Origin of the sequence: Rhizobium anhuiense bv. trifolii (assembly GCF_024346605.1) — a bacterium.
GTDB lineage: Bacteria > Pseudomonadota > Alphaproteobacteria > Rhizobiales > Rhizobiaceae > Rhizobium > Rhizobium anhuiense.
The window spans coordinates 1,286,361-1,310,234 of the sequence record NZ_CP098803.1; the positions used below are offsets into that span (position 1 = coordinate 1,286,361).

Below are 23,874 nucleotides of genomic sequence, written 5' to 3' on the forward strand. Positions count from 1 at the left end.
GCGGAGGAAAAGAGCATGTACAAGGCGCCCGTCGAGGAAATCGCGTTCACGTTGAAGCACGTAGCGAGCATGGGCGAGGCGATGTCGCAAGGGCTGCTCGGTGATCTCGGCGAGGATCTCGTCGACGCCATCCTGGCCGAGGCGGGACGTTTTGCCACAGAGGAAGTGGCGCCCCTTGCCGACATCGGAGACCGCCAGGGCGCCCGTCTGGAGGGCGGCGAAGTCCGGCTGCCGGATGGCTGGCGCGATCTCTATCGCAATTGGATCGCCGGCGGCTGGAACGGACTGACCGCCCCCGAGGCGTTTGGCGGCCAGGCGCTGCCGCATATGCTGAATGTCGCGGCGCTGGAAATGTGGAACTCCGGCTCCATGGCCTTTGCGCTCGCCCCGACGCTGACGATGGGCGCCATCGAGGCGGTCAGCACCCATGGCAGCGCTGCGCTGAAAGACAAATATCTGGAGAAGATGGTGTCAGGTGAATGGACCGGCACCATGAACCTGACCGAGCCGCATGCCGGCTCCGATCTCGGCGTGCTGAAGGCCCGCGCCGAGCGCCGCGATGACGGCAGCTACCGTCTATTCGGCCAGAAGATCTTCATCACCTGGGGCGAACATGACGCGGCCGACAACATCATCCATCTGGTGCTGGCCCGGTTGCCGGACGCGCCGGCCGGCACGCGCGGCATCTCGCTCTTCCTGGTGCCGAAATTCCTGGTCAACGACGACGGATCGCTTGGGCCCCGCAACGATCTCTTCTGCCATTCGCTGGAGCACAAGCTCGGCATCCATGGTTCGCCGACCTGCACGATGATCTACGGCGACGGAAAATTCGGCAGTGAAAAAGGCGCTGTCGGATGGCTGGTCGGCGAGGAGAACAAGGGACTGGCCTGCATGTTCACGATGATGAACAACGCCCGCCTTGCCGTCGGCATGCAGGGCGTGGCGATCTCGGAGGCCGCCACCCAGAAAGCAGTCGCCTATGCCAGGGAACGCACCCAGGGCAGGGCGCCGGGTTCAACCAGCGCCGGCATGAGCCCGATCGTCGAACATCCCGATGTCGCCCGCATGCTTCTGACCATGAAGGCGCTGACCCAAGGGGCACGCGCCATCTCCTATGCCTGCGCTCACGCGATCGACATGTCCCATCGCGCCGGTGACGATCGTCGCCACTGGCAGGAGCGCGCCGCTTTGCTGACGCCGATCGCCAAATCCTTTTCGACCGATGCCGGCGTCGACGTCGCCTCGCTCGGCATTCAGGTGCATGGCGGCATGGGCTTCATCGAGGAGACAGGCGCGGCGCGGTATCTCCGCGATGCCCGCATCGCCCCGATCTATGAGGGCACCAACGGCATCCAGGCGATCGACCTCGTCACCCGCAAGCTGCCGCTCTCCGGCGGCGAGCAGGTGAAGGGCTTCGTCGCCGAACTTCAGCAGATCGCCGATACCGTCCGCGGCTCCAATCTCGATGGTTTCGGCGAGACTGCCGTAAGGCTCGATGCCGCGATCGTCGATCTCGAACAGACGACCGCCTGGCTGATGAAGGCGCTTGCCGAGGAGAGGGCCGCCGAGGCGCTCTCGGGCGCGACGCCCTATCAGCGCCTCTTCGGCCTCGTGCTGACCGGCTGTTACCTCGCCAAGGGCGCTCTCGCCGAGGCCGCCGATGGTGCAGGTGAGGGCCGCATCGCGCTCTGCCGCTTCGCCGCCGAAAACCTGCTCGCCGAGACCGCAGCCCTTCGCGACCGGGTCGTCAATGGCGCGGCAAGCCTTGCCGCTGCCCGCATCCTGCTTGCCTGAGGAGACCCCATGACCGACCACATCATCGTCGAGCAGCCTTCCGCCTATCCCGGCGTTCAGTCCATCCGCTTCAACCGGCCGGAAAAGAAGAACGCCATCACCCGCCCCATGTACCGCATCATGGCCGATGCTTTGAATGCGGCCAATGCCGATCCCGGCATCCGCGCCACCGCCTTGCTCGGCACCGAAGGCTGCTTCTCGGCCGGCAACGACCTGAACGATTTTCTCGCTGCCGCAATGGGCGGCCGCGGCCTGGAGCAGGAGATCCTCGATTTCCTCTATGCGCTGGTGAATGCCGAAAAACCCGTCGTTTCCGGCGTCGATGGTCTGGCGGTCGGCATCGGCATGACGATCCATCTCCATTGCGACCTGACCGTCGCCTCCAGCCGCAGCCAGTTCCGCACGCCCTTCGTCGATCTGGCGCTGGTGCCGGAGGCCGGTTCCAGCCTCGTCGCGCCGCGGCTGATGGGACATCAGCGCGCCTTCGCCATGCTGGCCGCCGGGGAAGCATTTTCGGCCGAGGAGGCAAGGCAAGCCGGTCTGGTCTGGAAGGTTGTCGAGCCAGGCGAGGTCGATTCACTGACGCTTGGCCTGGCTGCCAAACTCGCGGCCAAGCCGCCGGAGGCGTTGCGCATCGCCCGCGATCTTATTCGCGGCGATCGTGGCGAGATCATCGCCCGGATTGACGAAGAGGCCCGCTATTTCTCCGCGCGGCTGAAAAGCGCCGAGGCCCGGGCGGCCTTCGAAGCCTTCATGCGCCGCTAAGCGTCGCCTGACATCGTTTCTCAGGCAGCCGGCACGTTGAATACTTCGCCGGCCCTGAGCGGCCGAAACCGTTCCGGGGGAATATCATGCTCGCTCATTGCGTCTTGCAACGCTCTTGCCGGCGCGTCGACCGATTCATTTGTCAGTTGGAACGTGGCGAAGTGATGCCCGGCCACATAGGCCGCATTTGCCAACTTCATCCCGATCACCGCCTCCTGCGGATTCTGGTGCTGCCCTTTCATGAACCAGCGCGGCTCATATGCGCCGAAGGGTAAAATGGCCAAGCGAAAGCCGCCATGTTTCCGCTGTGCCGCTTTGTAATTGATGCCGTGGTGAAAGCCCGTATCTCCGACGTGATAAATTTTTCCGGCTGGAGTCGACAAAACGAACGACGCCCAGAGTGCCATCCGGCGATCGGCGGTTCCGCGCGCGGACCAATGGTGTGCCGGCTCTGCATCAATGCTTATTCCGGCGTGGGAAATGCGCTCGCCCCAGTCCATCGATGTCGTCTGTATATCGGGCACGGCACGGCGAATGATCGTGTCATTGCCGAGTGGCGTCACGACACGCGGCCGATGCTTCGCAGCCAACCGCCTGAGCGTTGCGATATCGAGATGATCATAGTGATTGTGCGATACCAGCACGAGATCGATTGGCGGCAAATCATCGAACGCGATGCCTGGTGGGACGACGCGCTTGGGCCCAGCAAAAGCGAAGGGACTTGCGCGTTCCGACCACACCGGGTCGGTGAGGATATTGAGCCCGGCGACCTGCACGAGCAGTGTTGCATGACCAACCATGGTCACCCTTAGATCCTCGCCGTCCACGCATGGATCCGGCTTGGCCGCCGGGTACGGACTTGGGACCGATTGCGGCCAACGCTGACGGCCACCGCCGAATTGCCAGCGCAGCAGATCGCGGAAACCAAGGGGCTCGATGCCGTCGGGATTGAAGAAATGCGCGCCGTCGAAATGATCGGACACCGGGCCGTTATAGTAGGGGTTGCGCCTTTTGGTCTTTCCGACAGGCACGCCTATTTCTCCAGTGTCGCCACCACCTCGACATGCGAGGTCCAGAGGAACTGGTCGATCGGCGTTACGCCAGTGATCCGGTAGCCGCCCTCGACGAGGATCGCGAGGTCGCGCGCCAGCGTCAGCGGATTGCAGCTGACGGCCGCGATCTTCTTCACGCCTGAGCGGGCAAGCTCCTTGCACTGGAACTCGGCGCCGGCGCGCGGCGGATCGAAGACGACGGCGTCAAAGGGCTTGAACTCCTGCGTCATCAGGGGACGGCGGAAGAGATCGCGCTTTTCGACGCTGACCGGCTTCAGCCCCTGCGTATTGCGGGCGGCGTGATCAAGGGCTGCGAGCGCCTTTGCCTCGGCTTCGACGGCATGCACGCGGCCGATCCACGCCAGCTGCAGCGAAAACGTGCCGGCGCCGGCAAACAGATCGGCGATCCGTTTCGCCTTGCCGACATGGGCGAGCACCAGCTCCGCCATCGCCTGTTCCGCCGGCTTCGTCGCCTGGGTGAAGCCGCCCGGCGGCGGCGAAACCTGGATGCCGCCGAAATCGACCAGCGGCTTCGACGGCTCGATGAGGATTTCGCCGTTCAGCGAAACGCGGGCGATGCCGCGCAGGCTGAGCACCGTCTCGACCGCCTTGCGCCGCTGCGGGTCGGAAAGTTTCTTCACCTCGTCGACCGAGATATCGAGGCCGGAAAGCGTTTCGAGCACGGAGATCCGGAAGGGCTCGGCATTGGTCGCCAGCGATGCGGCAATCGCCCTGATCGCCGGCAGCCGGGCGATGATCCCTGCCGACGAGATCGGACACTCCTCGATCGCGACGATATGATGGCTTTCGGCCTGGTTGAAGCCGATCAGCATGTCCTTCTCGGTCTTGCGTGCCGCAAACACCACGCGCCGCCGTTCGCCAGGGCGGGCCGGAACGATCTCGCCGACCGCGGGTGTCAGCCCTTTCGATTTCAGCGCGTCGATGACCAGCTGGCGCTTGAAGGCGCGGTAAGGGGCATCTGCCAGGTGCTGTAGCGTGCAGCCGCCGCAGGTGCCGCTCAGGCCATCCGGGCCGAAATGCCGGCAGGGCGGCTCCTGCCGGTCGGGCGAGGGCGTGGTGATCGACATGATCGTGCCCTGGCTCTTGACGCGGGCGATCGCCACCGTTTCCCCGGGCAGGGAGAAGGGCACATAGACAGGTCCGCCGGCATTGCTGGCGATGCCGTCGCCCTGGGCGCCGAGTTTTTCGATCGTGACGGTTTCGGTGCTCACGGTTTCAATCCTGCCAGAAGGAATTCCTGATTGCCGTCGCCGCCGGAAATCGGGGAGGGGATGAGGCCGAGGCTGTTCCAGCCCATGTCCTCGATGAACCAGCGCTGCAGTTCGGCCGCGACGGCGGGCGCCGAGGCGGGATCCTTCAGCAGTCCGCCCTTGCCGATCGCCTCGCGCCCGGCCTCGAACTGCGGCTTGACGAGCAGCACGGCGATAGCACCCGGCTCGGCGATCTCCAGCGCCGGCGCCAGCGCCAGCTTCAGCGAGATGAAGGAGACGTCGGAAACGATGAAGGTGGCGGGATGGCCGATATCATCTGCCGTCAGGTTGCGGGCGTTGAGGCCTTCCTTGCTGGTCACGCGCGGGTCGCCTGATATGCGCGGATGCATCTGCCCATGGCCGACATCGATCGCGGTGACATGGACGGCGCCCCGTTGCAGCAGCACCTCGGTGAAGCCGCCGGTGGAAGCGCCGATATCGAGACAGTGATGACCGGCGGGATCGAGCCGGAAATGCTCGAGCGCGGCGGCAAGCTTCAGCGCGGCGCGCGAGACATAGTCCTGCGCCGGATCGTCGATCTCGATGACGGCATGCTCGCCGAACAGCGCGCCGGCTTTGGTTACCACCTGGCCGCCGATCCTGACGGTGCCGCGCTGGACGGCGTCGCGGGCGCGCGAGCGGCTGGCGAAAAGGCCGCGGGAGACGAGAAGCTGGTCGAGACGTTGACTGTTTTGATCGGACATCGGCTGTGAATGACCGGCAAAGCCGCCGGTTGCAAGCATTTTGTTCCCAAGAGCGTCATTGACCCTCAAAAGCTTTCGGCGATAATCCTGCCGCGGCGATCGCGGGGCGGGCCGCAGACACGGGGGTGTTTTATGCTGAAGCTCTTCACTCTGCCTGTCGTGGGGCCTGTCGCGGTGGGGCCTATCGCTGCGGGGCTTGTCGCGGCGGGGATAGCATCGCCCGCATTTGCGAACGATACGATGGCCGAGGTCAAGACCGGCGGGCTGATCTTCGCCCAATCCGACGATGTCAGCATGGCGCAAGAGGATCTTTTCATCTCCGCTTCGGAAGTGCGGGTCGACTATGTCTTCGAGAACAGCTCCGACAAGGATGTCGAAAGCCTGGTCGCCTTCCCGATGCCTGACATCACGGGCCAGATCGACAACATCTCCGCCATCTCGGATTATGACAGCGATAATTTCCTGCATTTCTCCACCGTGCAGGATGGCAAGCCGATCAGTGCCAAGCTGCAGCAGCGCGTCGTCTCGCTCGGCATCGACGTCACCGACGAGTTCGCCAAACACGGCATTCCCGTCCTGCCCTACAGCCAGAAGACCGCCGAGGCGCTCGCCAAGCTTCCCGAAACCGTCCGCAAGGACTGGATCGCCCGCGGCCTGATCTATTCCATGGGTTCGGGCGATGCCGGGGGCGATCTCGTGCCGCTCTGGACGCTGCGCTCGACCTATTGGTGGCGCACCACCTTTCCGGCGAAGAAGAAGGTCAGCGTCGAGCATCGTTACAAGCCGGCCGTCGGCGGCACCGTCGCCATCAGCTTTCTCGAAAATGGCGAGCCGAAGGGTGAACGCTTCGAGGAATATTCCCGCAAATACTGTCTGGACGGAGATTTCGTCAGGGTTGCCCAGCAGCGGGCCAGGGAAGCCGAGGCCGGAGGGGCGAACTATACCGAAAGCTGGATCTCCTATGTGCTGTCGACCGGCGCCAACTGGGCGGGGCCGATCCGGCGCTTCCAGCTGACGATCGACAAGGGCAAGCCCGCCAGCCTCATCAGCTTCTGCGGCAGCAACGTGCAGAAGATCGGTCCGACGACCTTCCGGATGACGGCTGAGGATTTCGATCCCGCGAAGGATTTCGACATCCTGATCCTCAATCCGCCGGAGGCGGCACAATAATCAGCGGCCCTGACCGCCGCAGCGCACAAATTTAAACAAATTTAAAGCCCGTCCGCATAGGTTTGGCTTGATTGCAGCGGTTCGTCCGAACTGTTTCGTGCCATGACGGCGCCGGCGTCCTATCGCCAATCATGTTCTCAGGTTCAGAAGTCCCTGCGGTTGCGCCTTTCGCGCCACCCGCCTTTCGCTGCGTCGACTGTCGTCAGGAGAAATCACCGATGTCCGCCAAAAACATATCCTTGAACGGTAAGCTTGCGGCCACGTTCGCAGCCCTCATCCTCATTTTTGTCGCCGTTTCCGCTTTCGTTTATTCCAAGGCGACGGCGTCGGCGGCCGCTTCCGCCGAGCAGGAAAAGTCCGAGCTGCTCGTCAACCAGATCGACGATGCGCTGCAGGCGATGCTCGAACAGGCCGTCAATCTGCGCGGCTTCATCCTTTTCCGCAGTGACAGCACCTATGGCGATGTCTTCGCCAATCGCGAGCGCATGCTGAAGGCGATTGCCGCCGCCAAGCAGACGGCCGCCGGCGAGCCGCAGCTGGTCGAGATGATCGACGGCATGCAGAAGGCCGCCGACCTCTATTTCCATGAACTGGCCGAGCCGCAGACCAAGGCGCGCAAGGAAACCGACATGCCGATCGAAGAGGTCGTCAAGATCGGCGTCAACGCCGCCAAGGGCCAGCTCGACGGCTTCCGCCAGGCCTCCGCCAAGATCAAGGCCAGCGCCCGTGAAAAGTCGAATGCGCTCGCCGCGGTCCGCGCCGATGCCAACCGCGATCTGAAGACGACGCTGCTTGCCGGCGGCATCCTCGCCTCGCTGGCCGCTGCCGTGCTCGCCTGGCTGATGTCGCGCACCATCGTCCGCCCGGTCGTCGGCATGACCGCGGCCATGGATCGCCTTGCCGGCGGTCAGAACGACATCGAGGTTCCGGCGGTCGAGCGCGGCGACGAAATCGGCCGCATGGCCCAGTCGGTGCTGGTCTTCAAGCAGGCTGCCATCGAGAAGCTGCGCCTTGCCGGCGAGACCGACCGCATGCGCGATGACGCCGAGCGCCAGCGCCGGGCAAACGACGAGCAGAAGGCGCGCGAGGAAGGCGAGCTTCGCCATGCCATCGACGCTCTGGCGGGCGGCCTTGCCGAGCTTGCCAATGGCGATATGGCCGGTCGTATCCAGACGCCGTTCGCCGCGCAATATGACAGCCTGCGCAATGACTTCAACCAGGCCGTCGAAAAGCTGCAGGCCGCTCTGCAGTCGGTCGGCCGCAACGCCTCGGCGATCAATGCCGGCGCCGGCGAAATCCGCTCGGCTGCCGACGATCTCGCCCACCGCACCGAGCAGCAGGCTGCCGCCGTCGAAGAGACCGCTGCAGCGCTTGAGGAAGTGACGACGACCGTACGCGACAGCGCCAAGCGCGCCGAGGATGTCGGCAATCTCGTCGAGCGCACCCGCCTCGGCGCCGAAAAATCAGGTGAAGTCGTCCGCAAGGCGGTCTCCGCCATGCAGCAGATCGAGAAGTCCTCGGGCGAAATCTCCAACATCATCGGCGTCATCGACGACATCGCCTTCCAGACCAACCTCTTGGCTCTGAACGCAGGCGTCGAGGCAGCGCGCGCCGGCGATGCCGGCAAGGGCTTTGCCGTCGTCGCCCAGGAAGTGCGCGAACTCGCCCAGCGTTCGGCCAAGGCCGCCAAGGAGATCAAGGCTTTGATCACCACCTCGGGCGAACAGGTCGTCGCCGGCGTCTCGCTCGTCGGCGAGACCGGCAAGGCGCTGCAAGCGATCGTTTCCGAGGTGCAGGAGATCAACCACCACGTCAACGCCATCGTCACCGCCACCCGCGAACAGTCGATCGGCCTGCAGGAGATCAACACCGCCGTCAACAACATGGACCAGGGCACGCAGCAGAATGCCGCCATGGTCGAGGAGCAGACCGCGGCAAGCCATGCGCTCGCCCAGGAGGCAAACGCCCTCGACGAACTGCTGCGCCAGTTCAAGCTCGGCGAGGCAGCCCCGGCGCCGCGGGCAACCGTTGCCGGCGCAAACGCCCGCCCGGTCGCCTCTCCGGCCCGCGCTCTCACCCGCACCGTCGCCAAGGCCTTCGGCGGCAGGCAGGCGAGTGCCGCGGCTGCCGTTCAGGAAGAGTGGACGGAGTTCTGAGAAGCGCTTTCTTCGGAAAGGCACGTTGAACAAAGGGGCGGTGCAGTGATGCGCCGCCTTTTTCTATTGAGATGACCTGCTTGGTGGCCCCCTCATCCGCCTGCCGGCACCTTCTCCCCGAGGGGAGAAGAGTTTTGCGGCGACGTTTCGATTCCCTCTTCTCCCCTCGGGGAGAAGGTGCCCGTAGGGCGGATGAGGGGGCCACACGGCACGCCCTCACATAGCCTCGGCTACCCAGCAACCCCAACCGCGACACCGCGCCCCAGCGCCTTGAACACCGTCGAGACGATGCCGGCGCGGTCGAGGCCCGCATGCGCGTTCATCGCTTCGGGCTTGGCCTGCTCCATCCAGATGTCGGGCATGACGAGCGAGCGCAGTTTCAGGCCGTTGTCGAGCAGGCCTTCGTTGGCGAGGAAGTGCATCACATGGCTGCCGAAGCCGCCGATCGAGCCTTCTTCGACGGTGATGACGATCTCGTGGTGGCGGGCAAGCTGGCGGATCAGCTCGTGATCGAGCGGCTTGGCGAAGCGCGCATCGGCGACCGTCGTCGACAGCCCCGCGGCGTCGAGATCCTCGGCGGCGAGCAGACAATCGGCCAGCCTTGTGCCGAAGGAGAGCAGCGCTACCTTGGTGCCTTCCTTGACGATGCGGCCCTTGCCGATCTGCAGGATTTCGCCGCGCGCCGGCATGTCGACGCCGACGCCTTCGCCGCGCGGGTAGCGGAACGAGATCGGCCCGCCATCATAGGCGACAGCCGTGCGCACCATGTGCTTGAGTTCGGCCTCATCGGCGGCCGCCATCACCACGAAGCCGGGCAGGGTGGTGAGGAAGGCGGTGTCGAAGGAGCCGGCATGGGTCGGCCCGTCGGCGCCGACGAAGCCGGCGCGGTCGATCGGAAAACGCACCGGCAGTCCCTGGATCGCCACGTCGTGCACGACCTGGTCGTAGGCGCGCTGCAGGAAGGTGGAGTAGAGGGCGGCGAAGGGCTTGTAGCCTTCCGCCGCAAGGCCGGCGGCGAAGGTCACGGCATGCTGTTCGGCGATGCCGACATCGAAGCAGCGAGACGGAAAGAGCTCGGCGAGCTTGTCGAGGCCGGTACCATTCGGCATGGCGGCGGTGATGCCGACGATCTTGTCGTCGAGCGCAGCCTCCTGCACCAGCGCTTCGGCAAAGACGCTGGTATAGCTCGGCGCATTCGGCTTGACCCTGGCCTGGGCGCCGGTGATGACGTCGAACTTGTTGACGCCGTGATATTTGTCGGCAGCTGCTTCCGCCGGCGGATAGCCCTTGCCCTTCTGGGTGACGACGTGGATCAGCACCGGTCCGCGGCCATTGTCGCGCACATTGCGCAACACGGGCAGCAGGTGGTCGAAGGAATGCCCGTCGATCGGGCCGATATGGTAGAAGCCCATCTCTTCGAACATCGTGCCGCCGGTGACATAGCCGCGCGCATGCTCGACGGCGCGGGTGATCGCCCGGTCGATGTTCTTGCCGAGATAGGCCGTCAGCTTCTTGCCGAGATCGCGGAAGCCCATATAGGTGCGGCCCGAGGCGAGGCGGGCGAGATAGGCGCTCATCGCGCCGGTCGGCGGCGCGATCGACATGTCATTGTCGTTGAGGATGACGATCAGCCGGGCATCGAGCGCGCCGGCATTGTTCAGCGCCTCATAGGCCATGCCGGCCGACATCGCCCCGTCGCCGATGACGGCGATGACCCGGCGATCGGTCTTGTCGAGATCGGCGGCAATCGCCATGCCGAGGCCGGCCGAGATCGAGGTCGAGGAATGCGCCGCGCCGAAGGGATCATATTCGCTCTCGGCCCGGCGGGTGAAGCCGGACAGCCCGTCTTCCTGGCGCAACGTGCGGATGCGGTCGCGCCGGCCGGTGAGGATCTTGTGCGGATAACATTGATGGCCGACATCGAAGATCAGCCGATCATCAGGCGTGTCGAAGACGCTGTGGATGGCGATCGTCAATTCGACGACGCCAAGACCGGCGCCGAGATGGCCGCCGGTACGCGACACCGCATCGATCATCTCGTCCCGGACTTCGCGGGCGAGCTGCGGCAGGTCGCGATCCTCGAGCTTGCGCAGGTCGGCGGGATAGATGACCTGGTCGAGCAGGGGGGTCTTCGGCAGTTGTGTCACGGGCGGGCGCTCTTTCTTGCTTTTCCTTGTTCCGCTTTATTCGATTAGATTGCGGCAAAACAAGTGCATTTCAGGAACCGAAGGTTTTCACCCTAGAGCATGACGCTGAAAAGTGTGAGCGGTTTTGCACGATATCACGCTCTATTTCTGTGGTTAATCGAAGCCGGGTCGGCGAAATCGCCATGAGGTGGGGAGGCCCGATCTTCGCCGGGGCGTGTGCCGCTTCTCCCTGCTGTCGCGGTGGCAACCGAAGGAGAGGCGCTTGAATATGACACGGAATGGTAGCAAAGTCGCCGCACTGGCTGGGGGGACGGGGCATGGGAACGATTGTTGCAGCGCACGCCTATGTGAATAACGAGGTCGCCTATGTGGCCTGGGACATAGACGCCAAGATCGATGGATGTCTCGGGTTTGAAGTCGTCCGCGTCTATCTCGACGAGCAGGGTAACGTCGCGAAAAGACCCGATGGTGCGGATGACCGCGTAACCTGTGCCGCGTGGGTCGCCTTCAAGGGTCAGCGCAATCGACACTGGCTGCCGCAAACGACGTCGCTCTGGCCGGTGCAGAAGCTGTCCTGGCGCGATCTCACGCTGCGCAAGCGGCGCAACGAAATGAGACGGCGGCCGGACGAGGTCCACCTGCGCTACGAAATCCGTCCGCTCGGCGACCTGAAGCCGGGCATGCAGGCGGCATCGGATCCGACGCCGCAGCTCGTCGAAATCAACAAGCGGGACGGGAACGGCAGGCCGATCAAGAAGGCCGACGGCAGCTATGAGAAGATCGCGGTCAAGGCCTATGAGGGGCCGCCGCGGCCGCTCGGTTATCTCGGGCCGGCTGTCGCCAGCAATCCCGTCCATGTGACGCGCAAGCGTGGCGCCTTCGAGTCCACCTTCACCAACGGCATTCTCGCCGCGCAGTGGCTGAGAAACGTCCTGCTGGAGGACGGCGTGAAGCAGCCGAACGAGCTGATCGAGATGATTTCCAACCCGTCGAACGGCATCCGCAAATATCTTGCCGGCGATGTCATTCCGATGCTCAAGGGCTTCATCAATGCGCCCGGCCGCTTCCTTGTCGCCCTCTACGAACTGGAGGACGAGGAACTGCTGGAGCTGCTGCTTGCCAACAAGGACAAGTTGCGCATCATCCTCGCCAACACCGGAAAGGTCGGCGACCCCTGGGATGTGCGCAATGCGCATGCACGCCAGGCGCTGGTCGATGCCGGCGTCGAAATTCACCACCGGATGTTCAACAATTCGAGCCAGATCGGCCACAACAAATTCGTCGTGCATATTCCGTCCCATGGCGCTGCGCGCAGCGTCTTCACCGGCAGCACCAACTGGACGGCGACGGGGCTTGCCGGCCAGTCCAACAACGCGTTGATCGTTCGCAACGATGCGGTTGCCGCCGCCTATGTCACCTATTGGGAGCGGATGCTGGAAGACAATGCGACGCTGGAAGCGCCCATCGAATTTGATGACGGCATGCCCGACAACCAGCAGAGCAAGGAGTTCCGACGCTTCAACGAGACGCCTTCTCTTGTCCCGATCGGCGATGAGGCCTTGGGGGCTTCGGTCGAGGCGTGGTTCTCACCGAACATGCAGAGCCGCAGAAAGGGCAAGGCAACGCCGCCCGATCTTCGTGAAGTCTACCGGCTGATGCGCCGTGCCGAACATGCGGTGCTGTTTCTGGCCTTCTATCCCGGTCAGTCGGGCAGGGATTGCATTGTCGGCGAGGCGATCGATATCGGCCTCAAGGACCAGAAGCTGATCGTCACCGGCGCCGTTTCCAGCGCCCAGGCCATGCCCAACTACGTCGCCGGCAAGAAGAACGATCCCGACGATGAGGACGACGATGTCGACGCCGTCTCGCCCCACACATTCGAGGAGGCCAATGTCTCGATCGTCCGGGCCTCGCGCATCGACGACCGCCAGCTGTTGGCGGATTTCGGCGCGGAGGAACTGACGGCCAAGAAGGTGGGCGCCATCATCCACGACAAGGTGCTGGTGATCGATCCCCTGTCGGAGGATTGCGTCGTCGTGCTCGGCAGCCACAATCTCGGCTTCAAGGCCTCTTACGGCAATGACGAAAACATGCTGATCGTCAAAGGCGACCGTGCGCTTGCCGAGGCCTATGCGGTGCATATTCTCGATGTCTATGACCACTATCGGTTCCGCGCCGTCGAGGCCGAGTTGAAGCGCCAGGGCAAGAAAGGCTGGTCGGGCTTTCTCAATGTCGACGACAGCTGGCAGGACGGCTACGTCAACCGCACGAAGGGTGCGCTGACGCGATATTTCGCCAAGGGTTGAAGGTCCGGAGAGGTCGACAGCCGCGCTCCGCTGCTGCCGTCAGCCCTCCGGCAAAGGCACGAATTCCTCTTCGTCGCCGGGCACGATGTCGAAGCGGCCGGAGCGCCATTCCTCCTTGGCCTTTTCGATCCGCTCCTTCGAGGACGACACGAAATTCCACCAGATATAACGTTTCGAATTCAGGCTGGCACCGCCGAAGAGCATCAGATGACAGCCATCGCGGCCGGCTTCCAGCGTGATTGCATCGCCCGGCCGGAAGACCAGCAGCTGGTCGGCGGCAAAACGGTCGCCCGATATGACGACCTCGCCCGAGAGCACGTAGACGGCGCGCTCTTCATGGGCCGCGCCGAAGGGAAATTTGGCGCCGGGCTGCAGGTCGAGATCGACATAGAGCGTGTCGGAGAAAACGCCGACCGGCGATGTCATGCCTTCGAACGAGCCGATGACCACACGCCCGCGCACGCCTGTTGTCTCGATCAGCGGCATCTCGGTCTTTTCCGTATGGGCGAAGGAGGGATCGATCTCCTCCTTGTCGTCGGGCAGCGCCAGCCAGGTCTGCAACCCCGACATCAGCAGCGGATGGCCGCGCAGATTGTCGGGCGTACGCTCGGAATGCACGATGCCGCGGCCTGCCGTCATCAGGTTGATATCGCCGGGGCGGATGACCTTTTCGGTGCCGAGGCTGTCGCGATGGCGGATCTCGCCGTCGAAGAGATAGGTGACAGTGGACAGGCCGATATGCGGGTGCGGCTTGACGTCGAGCGCCTCATCCGGCTTCAGGATCGCCGGACCCATGCGGTCGAAGAAGATGAACGGGCCGACCAGCCGCCGCTGTCTCGTTGGCAGCGCGCGGCGCACCTGAAACCCGCCGATATCGCTGGTGCGCGGGATGATCAGGTTCTCGATTGCGTCGCAGGCGAAGGCATCGCCGGGCAGGGGATCTTTACCGGGAAAGAAGGACATCAGGGATCTCCGATCGCAAAGGCTTCAGGCACAGATAGTGCCTGGAGCGCCGCACGTCCAATCGGACGCGCTAAGGACGCTCCAGCACCTGAAAGCGCGCCGCGCGTCCAATCCGACGCGCTAAGGACGCTCCAGACGTGAAAGTGCGCCGCGCGTCCAATCGGACGCTGCATGGCTCAGATCGCCGTGAAGCCGTTATCGACGAAGAGATGCGCGCCGTTGACGAAGCTCGACTCGTCGCTGGCGAGATAAAGGGCGGCGCGCGCCACATCCTCCGGCTCGCCGATCCGTCCCTGCTGGGCGGCAATGGCGGCGTCGGAAACATCGACGCCGAGCGCCTGCAGGTCGGCCACCTCGCGCAGGCCGTGCGGCGTGCGGATGAAGCCGGGGCAGACGGCGTTGCAGCGGATGTTGCGATCGCGGAATTCCACGGCGATGGCGCGGGCAAACATATGCACCGCCCCTTTGGTCGTGTCGTAGAGCACTTCCATCGGCGTGGCGGCGACCGCCGAGATCGACGAGGTGCAGACGATCGATCCGCCGCCGCTTTCAATCATCTTCGGCAGCACCGCCTTGGTCATCAGGAACATCGAGCGCACATTGACGGCGTGCAGCCAGTCCCATTCCTCGACGGTCGTTTCCAGGAAAGGTTTGATGACGATCGTGCCGGCATGGTTGAAGAGCACGGTGACGGCGCCATAACGCGCCTCGACACCGGCGACGGCGGCATTGACGGCGGCTTCGTCGGAAACGTCAGCCGTCCAGCATTCGGCCTCGCCGCCGGCATCACGGATCGCTTTGACGGTCTCGGCGGCTGCATCGCCATTGCGGTCGATGATCGCAACGCGCGCGCCTTCGGCTGCAAAAAGCTTCGAGGCGGCACCGCCCATGCCGGTCGCGCCGCCCGAGATAATGGCGACCTTGCCCTTCAATCTGTCCGACATTTTTCCGTCCCCTCATCGTTTGCAAGGGGATCATAGATCGGTCTGAAGCCGATCGCCAAGCGCCTTCAAGAGAGTTCCGGTACGCCTCAGGCGCCGTCGAGCGGCTCGACGGCCTGCGGCTTGCCGGCGCGGTCGAGCCGGATCTTCTCGATGCGGTTTTCCGCTGCCGAAAGCAGGGTCTCGCAATGTTTCTTCAGCGCTTCGCCGCGCTCATAGATCTCGATGGATTCGTCCAGCGCCACATCGCCGCGTTCCAGCCGGGCGACGATGCTTTCGAGTTCGGCAACCGCCTTTTCGAAGGAAAGGCCTGATACCTCGGGCTTGGCGCTGTCAGTCATTCTCAACCCTTCATCATTCTCAGAATATGCATGCCCGCCGATTCGGCGAGTCCCTCCAGATCATAACCGCCTTCGAGCAGGCTGACGACCCGGTTCTTGGCGTGCCGGTCGGCCAGTTCGAGCACGCGCCCGGTCGCCCAGTCGAAATCCTCGCCGGTCAGGTTGATCTGCGCTAAGGGATCGCGGTGATGGGCGTCGAAGCCGGCGGAGATGATGATCAGATCCGGCCGGAAATCGTCAAGAGCCGGCAGCACGCGCGATTTGAACGCCTCGCGGAAATGATCGCTGCCGACATTCGGCGAAAGCGGCGCATTGACGATGGTATTGTGCTTGCCCTTCTCGTCCTTGGCGCCGGTGCCGGGATAGAGCGGCATCTGATGCGTCGAGCAGAACAGCACCGAGGCATCGTCCCAGAAGATATCCTGCGTGCCGTTGCCGTGGTGCACGTCCCAGTCGACGATCGCGACGCGCTCGGCGCCATGCATCTTCTGCGCATGCCGGGCGGCGATCGCCGCATTGTTGAAGAAGCAGAAGCCCATCGCCGTCATCTTCTCGGCATGGTGCCCCGGCGGGCGGGCGGCGACGAAGACATTGTCAGCCCGGCCGGTAAAGACGTCGTCGACTGCGGCCATCGCCCCGCCGATGCCGGTCAGCGCCGCCTGCAGGCTCTTTGGGCTAGCATAAGTATCGGCTTCGATCTGGTTGATCTCATCCTCTTCCTCGGGGATCTCCCGCATCACGGCGATCAGATGTTCTTCGGGATGGGCCAGCAGCACCGCATCCTCGCTCGCCTGCGGCGCCTGCCGGCGCTCCAGCCGCTCGAAATTCGGATGTTCCAGCGCGACATTGATGGCGCGGATCCTGTCCGATCGCTCCGGATGGCCGGCGGGGGTCACGTGTTCCAGGAAGATCGGGTGTTCATAAAGACGGGTGCTCATGGAGACACTCTATCGGTCGCTTATGTCATGTGCCACAGCAGATGGGGCATCGCCCGACGATTTCAACAAGCACCGTTGCCGCGCCGTCCGACCGTCCGCTGTATCATTGCGGCATTGCGGCGGTTACCTCGGAGGCGCTGTAACACTTTGAACTGTTGTATAATTTCATCCCTAAACCGGTTTCAGTTTAAGAAATTATGCAGTACTGTCGTCAACGGGGAATTTTGTAAGGCAGTTGCGTTGATGAGTCAGTCGAAACGTCCTGATGTGACGGACATACGCGTGCCGTTTCGCGATGTCGATATGAACGGCCGAATGTTTCTGGCCTCCTATATTTCCTATGCCGAATCCGTACTTGCAAGCTTCTGGTCGTCGCGGCCCGATGTCGATGACGAACCGGTCTATAGCCCCAGCAAAGTTTCCTGCATGCTCCACCGCCCACTGCACTACGACGAGCCGGTCACCTTCACCACCACCGTCGACAAGATCGGCATGCATTCCATCGGCTTCCTCGTTTCGATCGACACCGGGGAGGAGCGTGCCGCCGAGGTCGAGATCATCTGGCAGGCCCGCACCCGCGAGGACCAGTCGCCGGCCTCGCTGCCGGAGGAAACGCGCGACTGGCTTTATCGGTTTTTGGATTAGGGTGCCGTGGGGACGGCGGGATACGCTTCCGTTTTCAAGCTGGAGTCCAATCACCTGGCCGCCATGCTTGCGACCAGATCGCTGAACCTCTCTCCCTGAATGCCGACATGCGTCCGCAGCAGGCGGCGGGCTTCGTCGCCGTCTCCGGCAAAGATCGCCTCGACGATGGCGCAATGTTCGGAGAAGGAGGTCGACAGGCGGTTGCGCACGCGCAGCTGGAGGCGGCGGTAGGGCCGCAGGCGGCGGTGCAATTGCAGGCATTGCTCCTCGAGGAACTCGCTGCGGCCGGCTGCGTAGATGGCCTTATGGAATTCCTCATTGTCGTAATAATAGGCGTCGCTGTCACCGGCCGCGGCCGATTGTTCGCAGCGGCTGTGGGTGGCGGTGATCGCTTCCCGGGAGGCCTTGTCCAGCCGTCGGGCGGCGAGCGACCCGGCCAGGCCCTCCAGCTCGGCCATCACCTCGAACATTTCATAGACGCGGTGCGGCCCCGGATCGATGACAATGGCGCCTCTGCGCGGCCGGATTTCGATGAGGCCGATCGCATCGAGCTGCATCAGCGCCTCGCGCACCGGTGTGCGGGAAACCCCGAAACGCGTCGCAAGCACCATTTCGTCGAGCCGCTCACCGGGGGAGAACTCGTTGGAAAGAATTGAATTTTCAATCTCATCCCGAAGCCATCGGCCGACATTTTCGGACATACGTTTCACTTCCATCATACATAAACACGATTCTTGTATACACGATTGTTGACCTCGTGTACGAAGAGTGGCATTCTACATACTACCGGTGAAACCCGACGATGGGAAGCAGCCGTCAAAACGATCCGTGCACCCGCGGCCGGCAGAAGAAACCAGCGGAAGAGAGGAGAATGGCATGTCTGAGGCTTCCTTCTTCACCGACATGCTGCAGAGCATCACCGATCGCGGACGCCAGCTTCTGTTTTCCGGCGCGCGCGCCACGCAGGCCGCAGCCAAGGCCGATCTCCAGACGCTCTGTGAAATGCTGCTGTCGAGCCGGGGCGAAGCCTCGGGCATGGCGCTAGCCGCCGAGATTCTCGATCGCTGGGAGGCGCTCGACAGTGAGGGCGCGCAGGCATTTCTCGATATGCTGCATGAAAAGTTCGGGCCCGACACGGTGAGGCTCGACCAGGCGATTGAAAACTACCGCACCGACAAAAGCTCTGCCGCAATCATTGCCCTCCACCAGGCAGCCGAGCCGCGTCGACAGGAGCTTCTGCGCCGATTGAACCATGCCCCGAACGGCACGGCCAAGCTCGTCCGGATGCGCCAGCAGCTGCTTGCGTCCAAAGACCAATCCGAAGGTTATCACGCGCTTGACGCCGACTTCACCCATCTGTTCGGCTCCTGGTTCAATCGCGGTTTCCTGACGCTGCGTCCGATCGACTGGACGACGCCGGCTTACATTCTTGAAAAGATCATCAAATACGAGGCCGTGCATGAGATCGCCGGCTGGGAGGAACTGCGCCGCCGTCTGGCGCCGGCCGACCGTCGATGCTTTGCCTTCTTCCACCCCCGGCTGGCCGACGAGCCGCTGGTGTTCGTCGAGGTGGCGCTGACACGATCGGTGCCGAGCGCGATCGGCGATGTGCTCGTCGAGGGCAGGGAACAGATCAATGCCGACGAGGCGACGACGGCCGTCTTCTATTCGATCTCCAACTGCCAGGACGGCTTGCGCGGCATCTCGTTCGGCAACTTCCTGATCAAGCAGGTCGTGGAAGACCTGCGCAGAGATCTGCCCGGCCTGAAGAATTTCGTCACGCTGTCGCCGGTGCCGGGCTTTGCCCGTTGGCTCGCCAAGGCGCGCCCGGAAACGCTAACGGCGCTCGACGACCCGAAATGGCCGGACAACGAGAAGACGGCGGCCGAAGTGGAGCGCGTGCTGCTGCCGCTTGCGGCGCGCTATTTCCTGACCGAACGGACGCCGGAGGGCCGCCCCGTCGATCCCGTCGCCCGCTTCCATCTCGGCAACGGCGCTCGACTGGAAAGACTGAATTTTCTCGGAGACCGCTCGGCCAAGGCGATGCAGCAGGCCCACGGCCTGATGGTCAACTATCTCTACAAGCTCGACGACATCGTGGCCAACCACGAGGCCTTAGCGCAGCGCGGCGAGGTGATTGCCTCGCTTGCCGTCAAAAGCCTGCTCAGCCAGACCGACGAAAGCCGCCGCAGCGGCAATGGCCAGCAAGGCTCCCGGCCATTCGCACAGATAATGAACACCACGCTTGGAGGAGGGCGAAAGTGAGCAACCATCTTTTCGACGCCATGCGGGCGGCTGCGCCCGGTGACGCACCGTTCATCCGGATCGATGACACCCGTACATGGACCTATGATGACGCCTTCGCTCTTTCCGGCCGGCTTGCCGGCGCGATGGATACGCTCGGCATTCGCCCGGGCGACCGGGTGGCGGTGCAAGTCGAAAAAAGCGCCGAGGCATTGATCCTCTATCTCGCCTGCCTTCGAACCGGCGCGGTCTACCTGCCGCTCAACACCGCCTATACGCTGGCCGAGCTCGATTACTTTATTGGCGATGCGGAGCCGCGTCTGGTGGTCGTGGCGCCGCCTGCCCGGGAAGGCGTGGCGGCGATCGCCAAGTCCCACGGCGCGATCGTCGAAACGCTCGATGCCGATGGCCGCGGCTCGTTGCTGGATCTCGCCCGCGATGAGCCGGCCGACTTTGTCGATGCCTCACGCACTGCTGACGATCTGGCGGCGATCCTCTACACTTCGGGAACGACGGGCCGTTCCAAGGGGGCGATGCTCACCCATGGGAACCTGCTCTCGAACGCCCTGACCTTGCGGGACTATTGGCGCGTCACATCAGACGACCGGCTGATCCACGCCTTGCCGATCTTCCACACCCATGGGCTGTTCGTCGCCACGAATGTCACGCTGCTCGCCGGCGCCTCGATGTTCCTGCTGTCGAAATTCGACGCCGACGAGGTCGTTTCGCTGATGCCTGAGGCAACGATGCTGATGGGCGTGCCGACCTTTTACGTGCGCCTCCTGCAGAGCCCGCGCCTCGACAAGCAGGCGGTCGCCAACATCCGCCTGTTCATCTCCGGTTCGGCGCCACTGCTTGCCGAAACCCATACCGAGTTCCAGGCCCGCACCGGTCACGCCATTCTCGAGCGCTACGGCATGACCGAAACCAACATGAACACGTCGAACCCCTATGAGGGGAAACGCATTGCCGGAACGGTCGGCTTCCCGCTGCCTGACGTGACGGTGCGCGTCACCGATCCCGCCACCGGGCTCGAGCTGCCGCCTGATGAAACCGGCATGATCGAGATCAAGGGGCCGAACGTCTTCAAGGGCTATTGGCGTATGCCGGAAAAGACCGCGGCCGAATTCACATCAGACGGTTTCTTCATCAGCGGCGATCTCGGCAAGATCGACCGGGACGGCTATATCAGCATCGTCGGCCGCGGCAAGGACCTGGTGATTTCGGGCGGATACAACATCTATCCGAAAGAGGTCGAAGGCGAGATCGACCAGATCGAGGGTGTGGTCGAGAGCGCTGTCATCGGCGTGCCGCATCCCGATTTCGGAGAAGGTGTCACCGCCGTCGTCGTGCGCAAGCCCGGCGCCGTCCTCGATGAGAAGACCATCGTCAGCGCCCTCCAGCAACGTCTTGCCCGCTACAAACAACCCAAGCGCATCATCTTCGCCGACGACCTGCCGCGCAACACGATGGGCAAGGTTCAGAAGAACATCCTGCGGCAGCAATACGCCGATCTTTATACAAGGACCTAGAGCAATTCCAGGAAAAGTGTGAAGCGGTTTTCCGCCGGGAATTGCGTAAAAACAAAAACTTAGAGCGGTTCTGCGTTTCCATGAAAAGCTGAACCGCTCTAAGGCGGCCGCGCCCTCTGGGAGGAGGGTGCGCCGGCATCCCGCATCGATCTTGAACACAACAGCTACGGCGCTGGAGGCGTCGGAGGGAGGGGAATCATGGGTATTGAATTACTGGCCATAGGCCTGCTGGTCGCCATGTTCATCATTGCGACGATCCAGCCGATCAACATGGGTGCGCTCGCCTTTGCCGGCGCCTTCGTGCTCGGCTCGATGATCCTCGGCATGAAAACCAACGATATATTTGCCGGTTTTCCGAGCGATCTGTTCCTGACGCTCGTCGCCGTCACCTACCTCTTCGCCATAGCGCAGATCAACGGCACGATCGACTGGCTCGTCGAATGCGCCGTGCGCCTGGTGCGCGGGCGGATCGGCTTGATTCCCTGGGTGATGTTCCTGGTTGCCGCCGTCATTACCGGTTTCGGGGCTCTTGGGCCGGCTGCGGTCGCCATTCTCGCACCCGTCGCCTTGAGCTTTGCCGTGCAGTACCGCATTCACCCGGTCATGATGGGCCTGATGGTGATCCATGGCGCGCAGGCGGGCGGCTTTTCGCCGATCAGCATCTATGGCGGCATCACCAATCAGATTGTCGCCAAGGCCGGCCTGCCTTTCGCGCCGACCTCGTTGTTTCTCTCCAGCTTCTTCTTCAACCTGGCGATCGCGGTGCTGGTCTTCTTCATTTTCGGCGGCGCAAAGGTGATGAAGCAGGACGCCGCATCGCTTGGCCCCTTGCCCGAACTCCATCCCGAGGGCGTGTCGGCGTCGATCAGAGGTCACGGCGGCACGCCGGCAAAACCGATCAGGGAACATGCCTATGGGACGGCGGCCGATACCGCGACGACGCTGCGCCTCAACAATGAGAGAATTACCACCTTGATCGGCCTGACGGCGCTCGGCATCGGCGCCCTGGTCTTCAAGTTCAACGTCGGCCTCGTCGCCATGACCGTGGCGGTCGCCCTGGCGCTCTTGTCGCCGAAGACCCAGAAGGCGGCGATCGACAAGGTCAGCTGGTCGACCGTGCTGCTGATTGCCGGCATCATCACCTATGTCGGCGTCATGGAGAAGGCCGGGACGGTCGATTACGTGGCGAACGGCATATCCAGTCTCGGCATGCCGCTGCTGGTGGCGCTGCTGCTTTGCTTTACCGGTGCTATCGTCTCGGCCTTCGCCTCCTCGACCGCGCTGCTCGGCGCGATCATCCCGCTCGCCGTTCCCTTCCTCCTGCAAGGGCATGTCAGCGCCATCGGCGTGGTCGCGGCGATCGCCATCTCGACGACGATCGTCGATACCAGCCCATTCTCGACCAACGGCGCCCTTGTCGTCGCCAATGCGCCGGACGACCAGCGGGAACAGGTGCTGCGGCAGTTGCTGATCTACAGCGCGCTGATCGCCATCATCGGCCCGATCGTCGCCTGGCTCGTGTTCGTCGTGCCCGGGCTGGTGTGACGGCGCATGTCGGGAGACGCGCTTGCCGGCCTGACGGTCGCCCACTCCTCAGGCTTGATCACCGTGTCAGACGATGAGTATGGCGCGGATATCGTTGACATTGGTCAGGGTCGGCCCGGTTTTGACGAGATCGCCGATCTCGTCAAAGAAGGAATAGCTGTCGTGCGAAGCGAGATGAGCCCGGGCATCGAGTCCCTTCTTGAGGCCGCGCTCCAACGTGTCGGGAGTGACCACTGCACCCGCCGCATCTTCGGTGCCGTCGATGCCGTCGGTATCGCCGGCAATCGCCCATATTCCGGCATGTCCCTTGAGGGTCACCGCAAGTCCGAGGAGGAATTCGGTGTTGCGGCCACCGCGGCCCGCGGCTTCGCGGCCCGCGGCTTCGCGGCCGATCGACACCGTCCCTTCGCCGCCCGACAAAAGAACGGCAGGTCCGCGAACGGGAAGCCCCTTGATCTTTGCCGATAGGGCGATGCCCGCCATGACAGTGCCGAGCTCGCGCGCCTCTCCCTCGATGGCATCGCCGAGGACAAGTGGTTGCAGGCCTGCGCTGGCGGCCGCTTTCGCTGCGCTCTCCAGGGCGAGCGAAGGGGCGGCGATGATGCGGACATCGCTCTCGAGATCGGCGGGCTTCGGTGTCTCGTCACCGCTGTCGAGGACGGCGCGTGCCGTATCGGGCAGGACGATCCTGTAGCGGGATAGGATGCCGCGAACCTCGTCGATCGTGCTTTGATCGGCGATCGTCGGGCCGGATGCGATGGATGCGGGATCATCGCCCGGCACATCGGAGATAACAAGGGTAACGACTTTCGCGGGCCGGGCGGCCAGGCCGAGACGGCCTCCCTTGATCCGCGAGAGGTGTTTGCGAACGGCGTTCATCTCGGTGATCGTCGCGCCGCTCGCCAGAAGCGCACGATTGACGCTCTGCTTGTCCGCCAAAGTCATGCCGCCCGCCGGAGCGACCAGAAGCGCCGACCCGCCGCCCGAGATGAGAGCAATCACCAGATCGTCCGGTGTCAATCCGTGAACGGCCTGCAATAGATCAGCAGCCGCCGTTTGGCTCATCGCATCCGGAACGGGGTGCGATGCCTCGATGATACGGATACGACCGGCAGGCACCGCGTGACCATAGCGTGTGACAACGACGCCGGAGACATCGACATCCGGCCAGGCGCTGTCGAGAGCGGCGGCCATGGCCGCCGACGCTTTTCCGGCGCCAACGACGATGCATCGGCCTCTCGGCTTGTCCGGGAGGTTCTTAAGAATCGCCCGCTGCGGATTGGCGCTTTCGACTGCCGCGCCAAAGATCTGATGCAGCACTGCCCGTGCTTTCTGATCGGTCCAGACCATCGGCGGATCG

The 23,874-nt window shown here is 63.5% G+C and carries 19 protein-coding genes; 9 read left to right on the forward strand and 10 right to left on the reverse strand.

Features of this window, described 5'->3' with window-relative positions:
* Positions 1-15: 15 nt before the first annotated feature.
* Together NE851_RS14775 and NE851_RS14780 are read left to right on the forward strand one after the other, a co-directional pair.
* The gene (locus tag NE851_RS14775) at positions 16-1,794 is read left to right on the forward strand and encodes an acyl-CoA dehydrogenase family protein (RefSeq protein WP_097595274.1); all 1,779 of its coding nucleotides are present in this window, start codon (positions 16-18) and stop codon (positions 1,792-1,794) included.
* A 9-nt stretch (positions 1,795-1,803) separates the two neighbouring features.
* Positions 1,804-2,559 carry a crotonase/enoyl-CoA hydratase family protein gene (locus NE851_RS14780; protein ID WP_097595273.1) on the forward strand — a complete coding sequence of 252 codons (756 nt, stop codon included), beginning with the start codon at positions 1,804-1,806 and terminating at the stop codon, positions 2,557-2,559.
* 20 nt (positions 2,560-2,579) lie between these two features.
* Here the strand turns inward: NE851_RS14780 and NE851_RS14785 are convergent, their stop codons facing one another.
* Genes NE851_RS14785 through NE851_RS14795 form a run of 3 tightly spaced genes read right to left on the reverse strand, consistent with a single transcriptional unit; the run spans position 2,580 to position 5,625 of the window.
* Entirely contained in the window at positions 2,580-3,590 is a 1,011-nt protein-coding gene (locus NE851_RS14785) for an MBL fold metallo-hydrolase (RefSeq protein ID WP_097595272.1), read from the reverse strand.
* A 2-nt stretch (positions 3,591-3,592) separates the two neighbouring features.
* Complete coding sequence (locus tag NE851_RS14790; protein ID WP_254961237.1) at positions 3,593-4,843, reverse strand: class I SAM-dependent RNA methyltransferase; 1,251 nt, start codon at positions 4,841-4,843, stop codon at positions 3,593-3,595.
* Positions 4,840-5,625, reverse strand: a complete 786-nt coding sequence (locus NE851_RS14795) for a TlyA family RNA methyltransferase (RefSeq protein ID WP_244604797.1) — start codon at positions 5,623-5,625, stop codon at positions 4,840-4,842. Before NE851_RS14795 ends, NE851_RS14790 begins: the two co-directional genes overlap by 4 nt.
* A gap of 93 nt (positions 5,626-5,718) precedes the next feature.
* Between NE851_RS14795 and NE851_RS14800 the strand changes: the two genes are divergently transcribed.
* Positions 5,719-6,756 carry a DUF4424 domain-containing protein gene (locus NE851_RS14800; protein ID WP_254961240.1) on the forward strand — a complete coding sequence of 346 codons (1,038 nt, stop codon included), beginning with the start codon at positions 5,719-5,721 and terminating at the stop codon, positions 6,754-6,756.
* A 218-nt stretch (positions 6,757-6,974) separates the two neighbouring features.
* Complete coding sequence (locus NE851_RS14805) at positions 6,975-8,912, forward strand: methyl-accepting chemotaxis protein (protein WP_254961242.1); 1,938 nt, start codon at positions 6,975-6,977, stop codon at positions 8,910-8,912.
* A gap of 230 nt (positions 8,913-9,142) precedes the next feature.
* Here the strand turns inward: NE851_RS14805 and dxs are convergent, their stop codons facing one another.
* Positions 9,143-11,059, reverse strand: coding sequence for a 1-deoxy-D-xylulose-5-phosphate synthase (gene dxs / locus NE851_RS14810; RefSeq protein WP_063476447.1), 1,917 nt, complete (start codon positions 11,057-11,059; stop codon positions 9,143-9,145).
* Positions 11,060-11,376: 317 nt separating this feature from the next.
* Here dxs and NE851_RS14815 point away from each other — a divergent pair, with 317 nt between their 5' ends.
* The gene (locus tag NE851_RS14815; protein WP_254961245.1) at positions 11,377-13,365 is read left to right on the forward strand and encodes a phospholipase D-like domain-containing protein; all 1,989 of its coding nucleotides are present in this window, start codon (positions 11,377-11,379) and stop codon (positions 13,363-13,365) included.
* 39 nt (positions 13,366-13,404) lie between these two features.
* On the opposite strand, the gene NE851_RS14820 is transcribed toward NE851_RS14815, so the two are convergent.
* The 4 genes from NE851_RS14820 to NE851_RS14835 all read right to left on the reverse strand — a co-directional run bounded on the left by NE851_RS14820 (position 13,405) and on the right by NE851_RS14835 (position 16,548).
* Positions 13,405-14,328, reverse strand: a complete 924-nt coding sequence (locus tag NE851_RS14820; protein WP_047613896.1) for a pirin family protein — start codon at positions 14,326-14,328, stop codon at positions 13,405-13,407.
* Positions 14,329-14,504: 176 nt separating this feature from the next.
* The gene (locus NE851_RS14825; RefSeq protein WP_097595268.1) at positions 14,505-15,272 is read right to left on the reverse strand and encodes an SDR family NAD(P)-dependent oxidoreductase; all 768 of its coding nucleotides are present in this window, start codon (positions 15,270-15,272) and stop codon (positions 14,505-14,507) included.
* Between the two features lie 86 nt (positions 15,273-15,358).
* On the reverse strand, positions 15,359-15,610 hold the full coding sequence (locus NE851_RS14830) for an exodeoxyribonuclease VII small subunit (protein WP_047613900.1): 252 nt from the start codon (positions 15,608-15,610) through the stop codon (positions 15,359-15,361).
* A 2-nt stretch (positions 15,611-15,612) separates the two neighbouring features.
* Positions 15,613-16,548, reverse strand: a complete 936-nt coding sequence (locus tag NE851_RS14835) for a histone deacetylase family protein (RefSeq protein WP_047613902.1) — start codon at positions 16,546-16,548, stop codon at positions 15,613-15,615.
* 243 nt (positions 16,549-16,791) lie between these two features.
* Between NE851_RS14835 and NE851_RS14840 the strand changes: the two genes are divergently transcribed.
* Positions 16,792-17,193: an acyl-CoA thioesterase gene (locus tag NE851_RS14840; protein WP_047615391.1), complete on the forward strand. Its 402-nt coding sequence runs from the start codon at positions 16,792-16,794 to the stop codon at positions 17,191-17,193.
* A gap of 50 nt (positions 17,194-17,243) precedes the next feature.
* Here NE851_RS14840 and NE851_RS14845 read toward each other — a convergent pair whose 3' ends face one another.
* Positions 17,244-17,894: a GntR family transcriptional regulator gene (locus NE851_RS14845; protein WP_047614433.1), complete on the reverse strand. Its 651-nt coding sequence runs from the start codon at positions 17,892-17,894 to the stop codon at positions 17,244-17,246.
* A gap of 175 nt (positions 17,895-18,069) precedes the next feature.
* Here NE851_RS14845 and NE851_RS14850 point away from each other — a divergent pair, with 175 nt between their 5' ends.
* The 3 genes from NE851_RS14850 to NE851_RS14860 all read left to right on the forward strand — a co-directional run bounded on the left by NE851_RS14850 (position 18,070) and on the right by NE851_RS14860 (position 22,514).
* Positions 18,070-19,458, forward strand: a complete 1,389-nt coding sequence (locus NE851_RS14850; RefSeq protein WP_254961250.1) for a malonyl-CoA decarboxylase — start codon at positions 18,070-18,072, stop codon at positions 19,456-19,458.
* Positions 19,455-20,969, forward strand: a complete 1,515-nt coding sequence (locus tag NE851_RS14855) for a malonate--CoA ligase (protein ID WP_097595266.1) — start codon at positions 19,455-19,457, stop codon at positions 20,967-20,969. Before NE851_RS14850 ends, NE851_RS14855 begins: the two co-directional genes overlap by 4 nt.
* A 198-nt stretch (positions 20,970-21,167) precedes the next feature.
* Positions 21,168-22,514 (forward strand): SLC13 family permease, encoded by a 1,347-nt coding sequence (locus tag NE851_RS14860; protein ID WP_097542837.1) that lies wholly within the window; start codon positions 21,168-21,170, stop codon positions 22,512-22,514.
* A 66-nt stretch (positions 22,515-22,580) separates the two neighbouring features.
* Here NE851_RS14860 and NE851_RS14865 read toward each other — a convergent pair whose 3' ends face one another.
* Entirely contained in the window at positions 22,581-23,864 is a 1,284-nt protein-coding gene (locus tag NE851_RS14865) for a glycerate kinase type-2 family protein (protein WP_097542836.1), read from the reverse strand.
* Positions 23,865-23,874: the final 10 nt, after the last annotated feature.

Bases quoted from the DNA above. Each gene is read 5' to 3' on its own strand.
- NE851_RS14775 (WP_097595274.1), top strand. From the start codon at position 16: ATGTACAAGGCGCCCGTCGAGGAAATCGCGTTCACGTTGAAGCACGTA.
- NE851_RS14780 (WP_097595273.1), top strand. From the start codon at position 1,804: ATGACCGACCACATCATCGTCGAGCAGCCTTCCGCCTATCCCGGCGTT.
- NE851_RS14795 (WP_244604797.1), bottom strand. From the start codon at position 5,625: ATGCTTGCAACCGGCGGCTTTGCCGGTCATTCACAGCCGATGTCCGAT.
- NE851_RS14800 (WP_254961240.1), top strand. From the start codon at position 5,719: ATGCTGAAGCTCTTCACTCTGCCTGTCGTGGGGCCTGTCGCGGTGGGG.
- NE851_RS14805 (WP_254961242.1), top strand. From the start codon at position 6,975: ATGTCCGCCAAAAACATATCCTTGAACGGTAAGCTTGCGGCCACGTTC.
- NE851_RS14815 (WP_254961245.1), top strand. From the start codon at position 11,377: ATGGGAACGATTGTTGCAGCGCACGCCTATGTGAATAACGAGGTCGCC.
- NE851_RS14820 (WP_047613896.1), bottom strand. From the start codon at position 14,328: ATGTCCTTCTTTCCCGGTAAAGATCCCCTGCCCGGCGATGCCTTCGCC.
- NE851_RS14825 (WP_097595268.1), bottom strand. From the start codon at position 15,272: ATGTCGGACAGATTGAAGGGCAAGGTCGCCATTATCTCGGGCGGCGCG.
- NE851_RS14830 (WP_047613900.1), bottom strand. From the start codon at position 15,610: ATGACTGACAGCGCCAAGCCCGAGGTATCAGGCCTTTCCTTCGAAAAG.
- NE851_RS14835 (WP_047613902.1), bottom strand. From the start codon at position 16,548: ATGAGCACCCGTCTTTATGAACACCCGATCTTCCTGGAACACGTGACC.
- NE851_RS14840 (WP_047615391.1), top strand. From the start codon at position 16,792: ATGAGTCAGTCGAAACGTCCTGATGTGACGGACATACGCGTGCCGTTT.
- NE851_RS14845 (WP_047614433.1), bottom strand. From the start codon at position 17,894: ATGTCCGAAAATGTCGGCCGATGGCTTCGGGATGAGATTGAAAATTCA.
- NE851_RS14850 (WP_254961250.1), top strand. From the start codon at position 18,070: ATGTCTGAGGCTTCCTTCTTCACCGACATGCTGCAGAGCATCACCGAT.
- NE851_RS14860 (WP_097542837.1), top strand. From the start codon at position 21,168: ATGGGTATTGAATTACTGGCCATAGGCCTGCTGGTCGCCATGTTCATC.
- NE851_RS14865 (WP_097542836.1), bottom strand. From the start codon at position 23,864: ATGGTCTGGACCGATCAGAAAGCACGGGCAGTGCTGCATCAGATCTTT.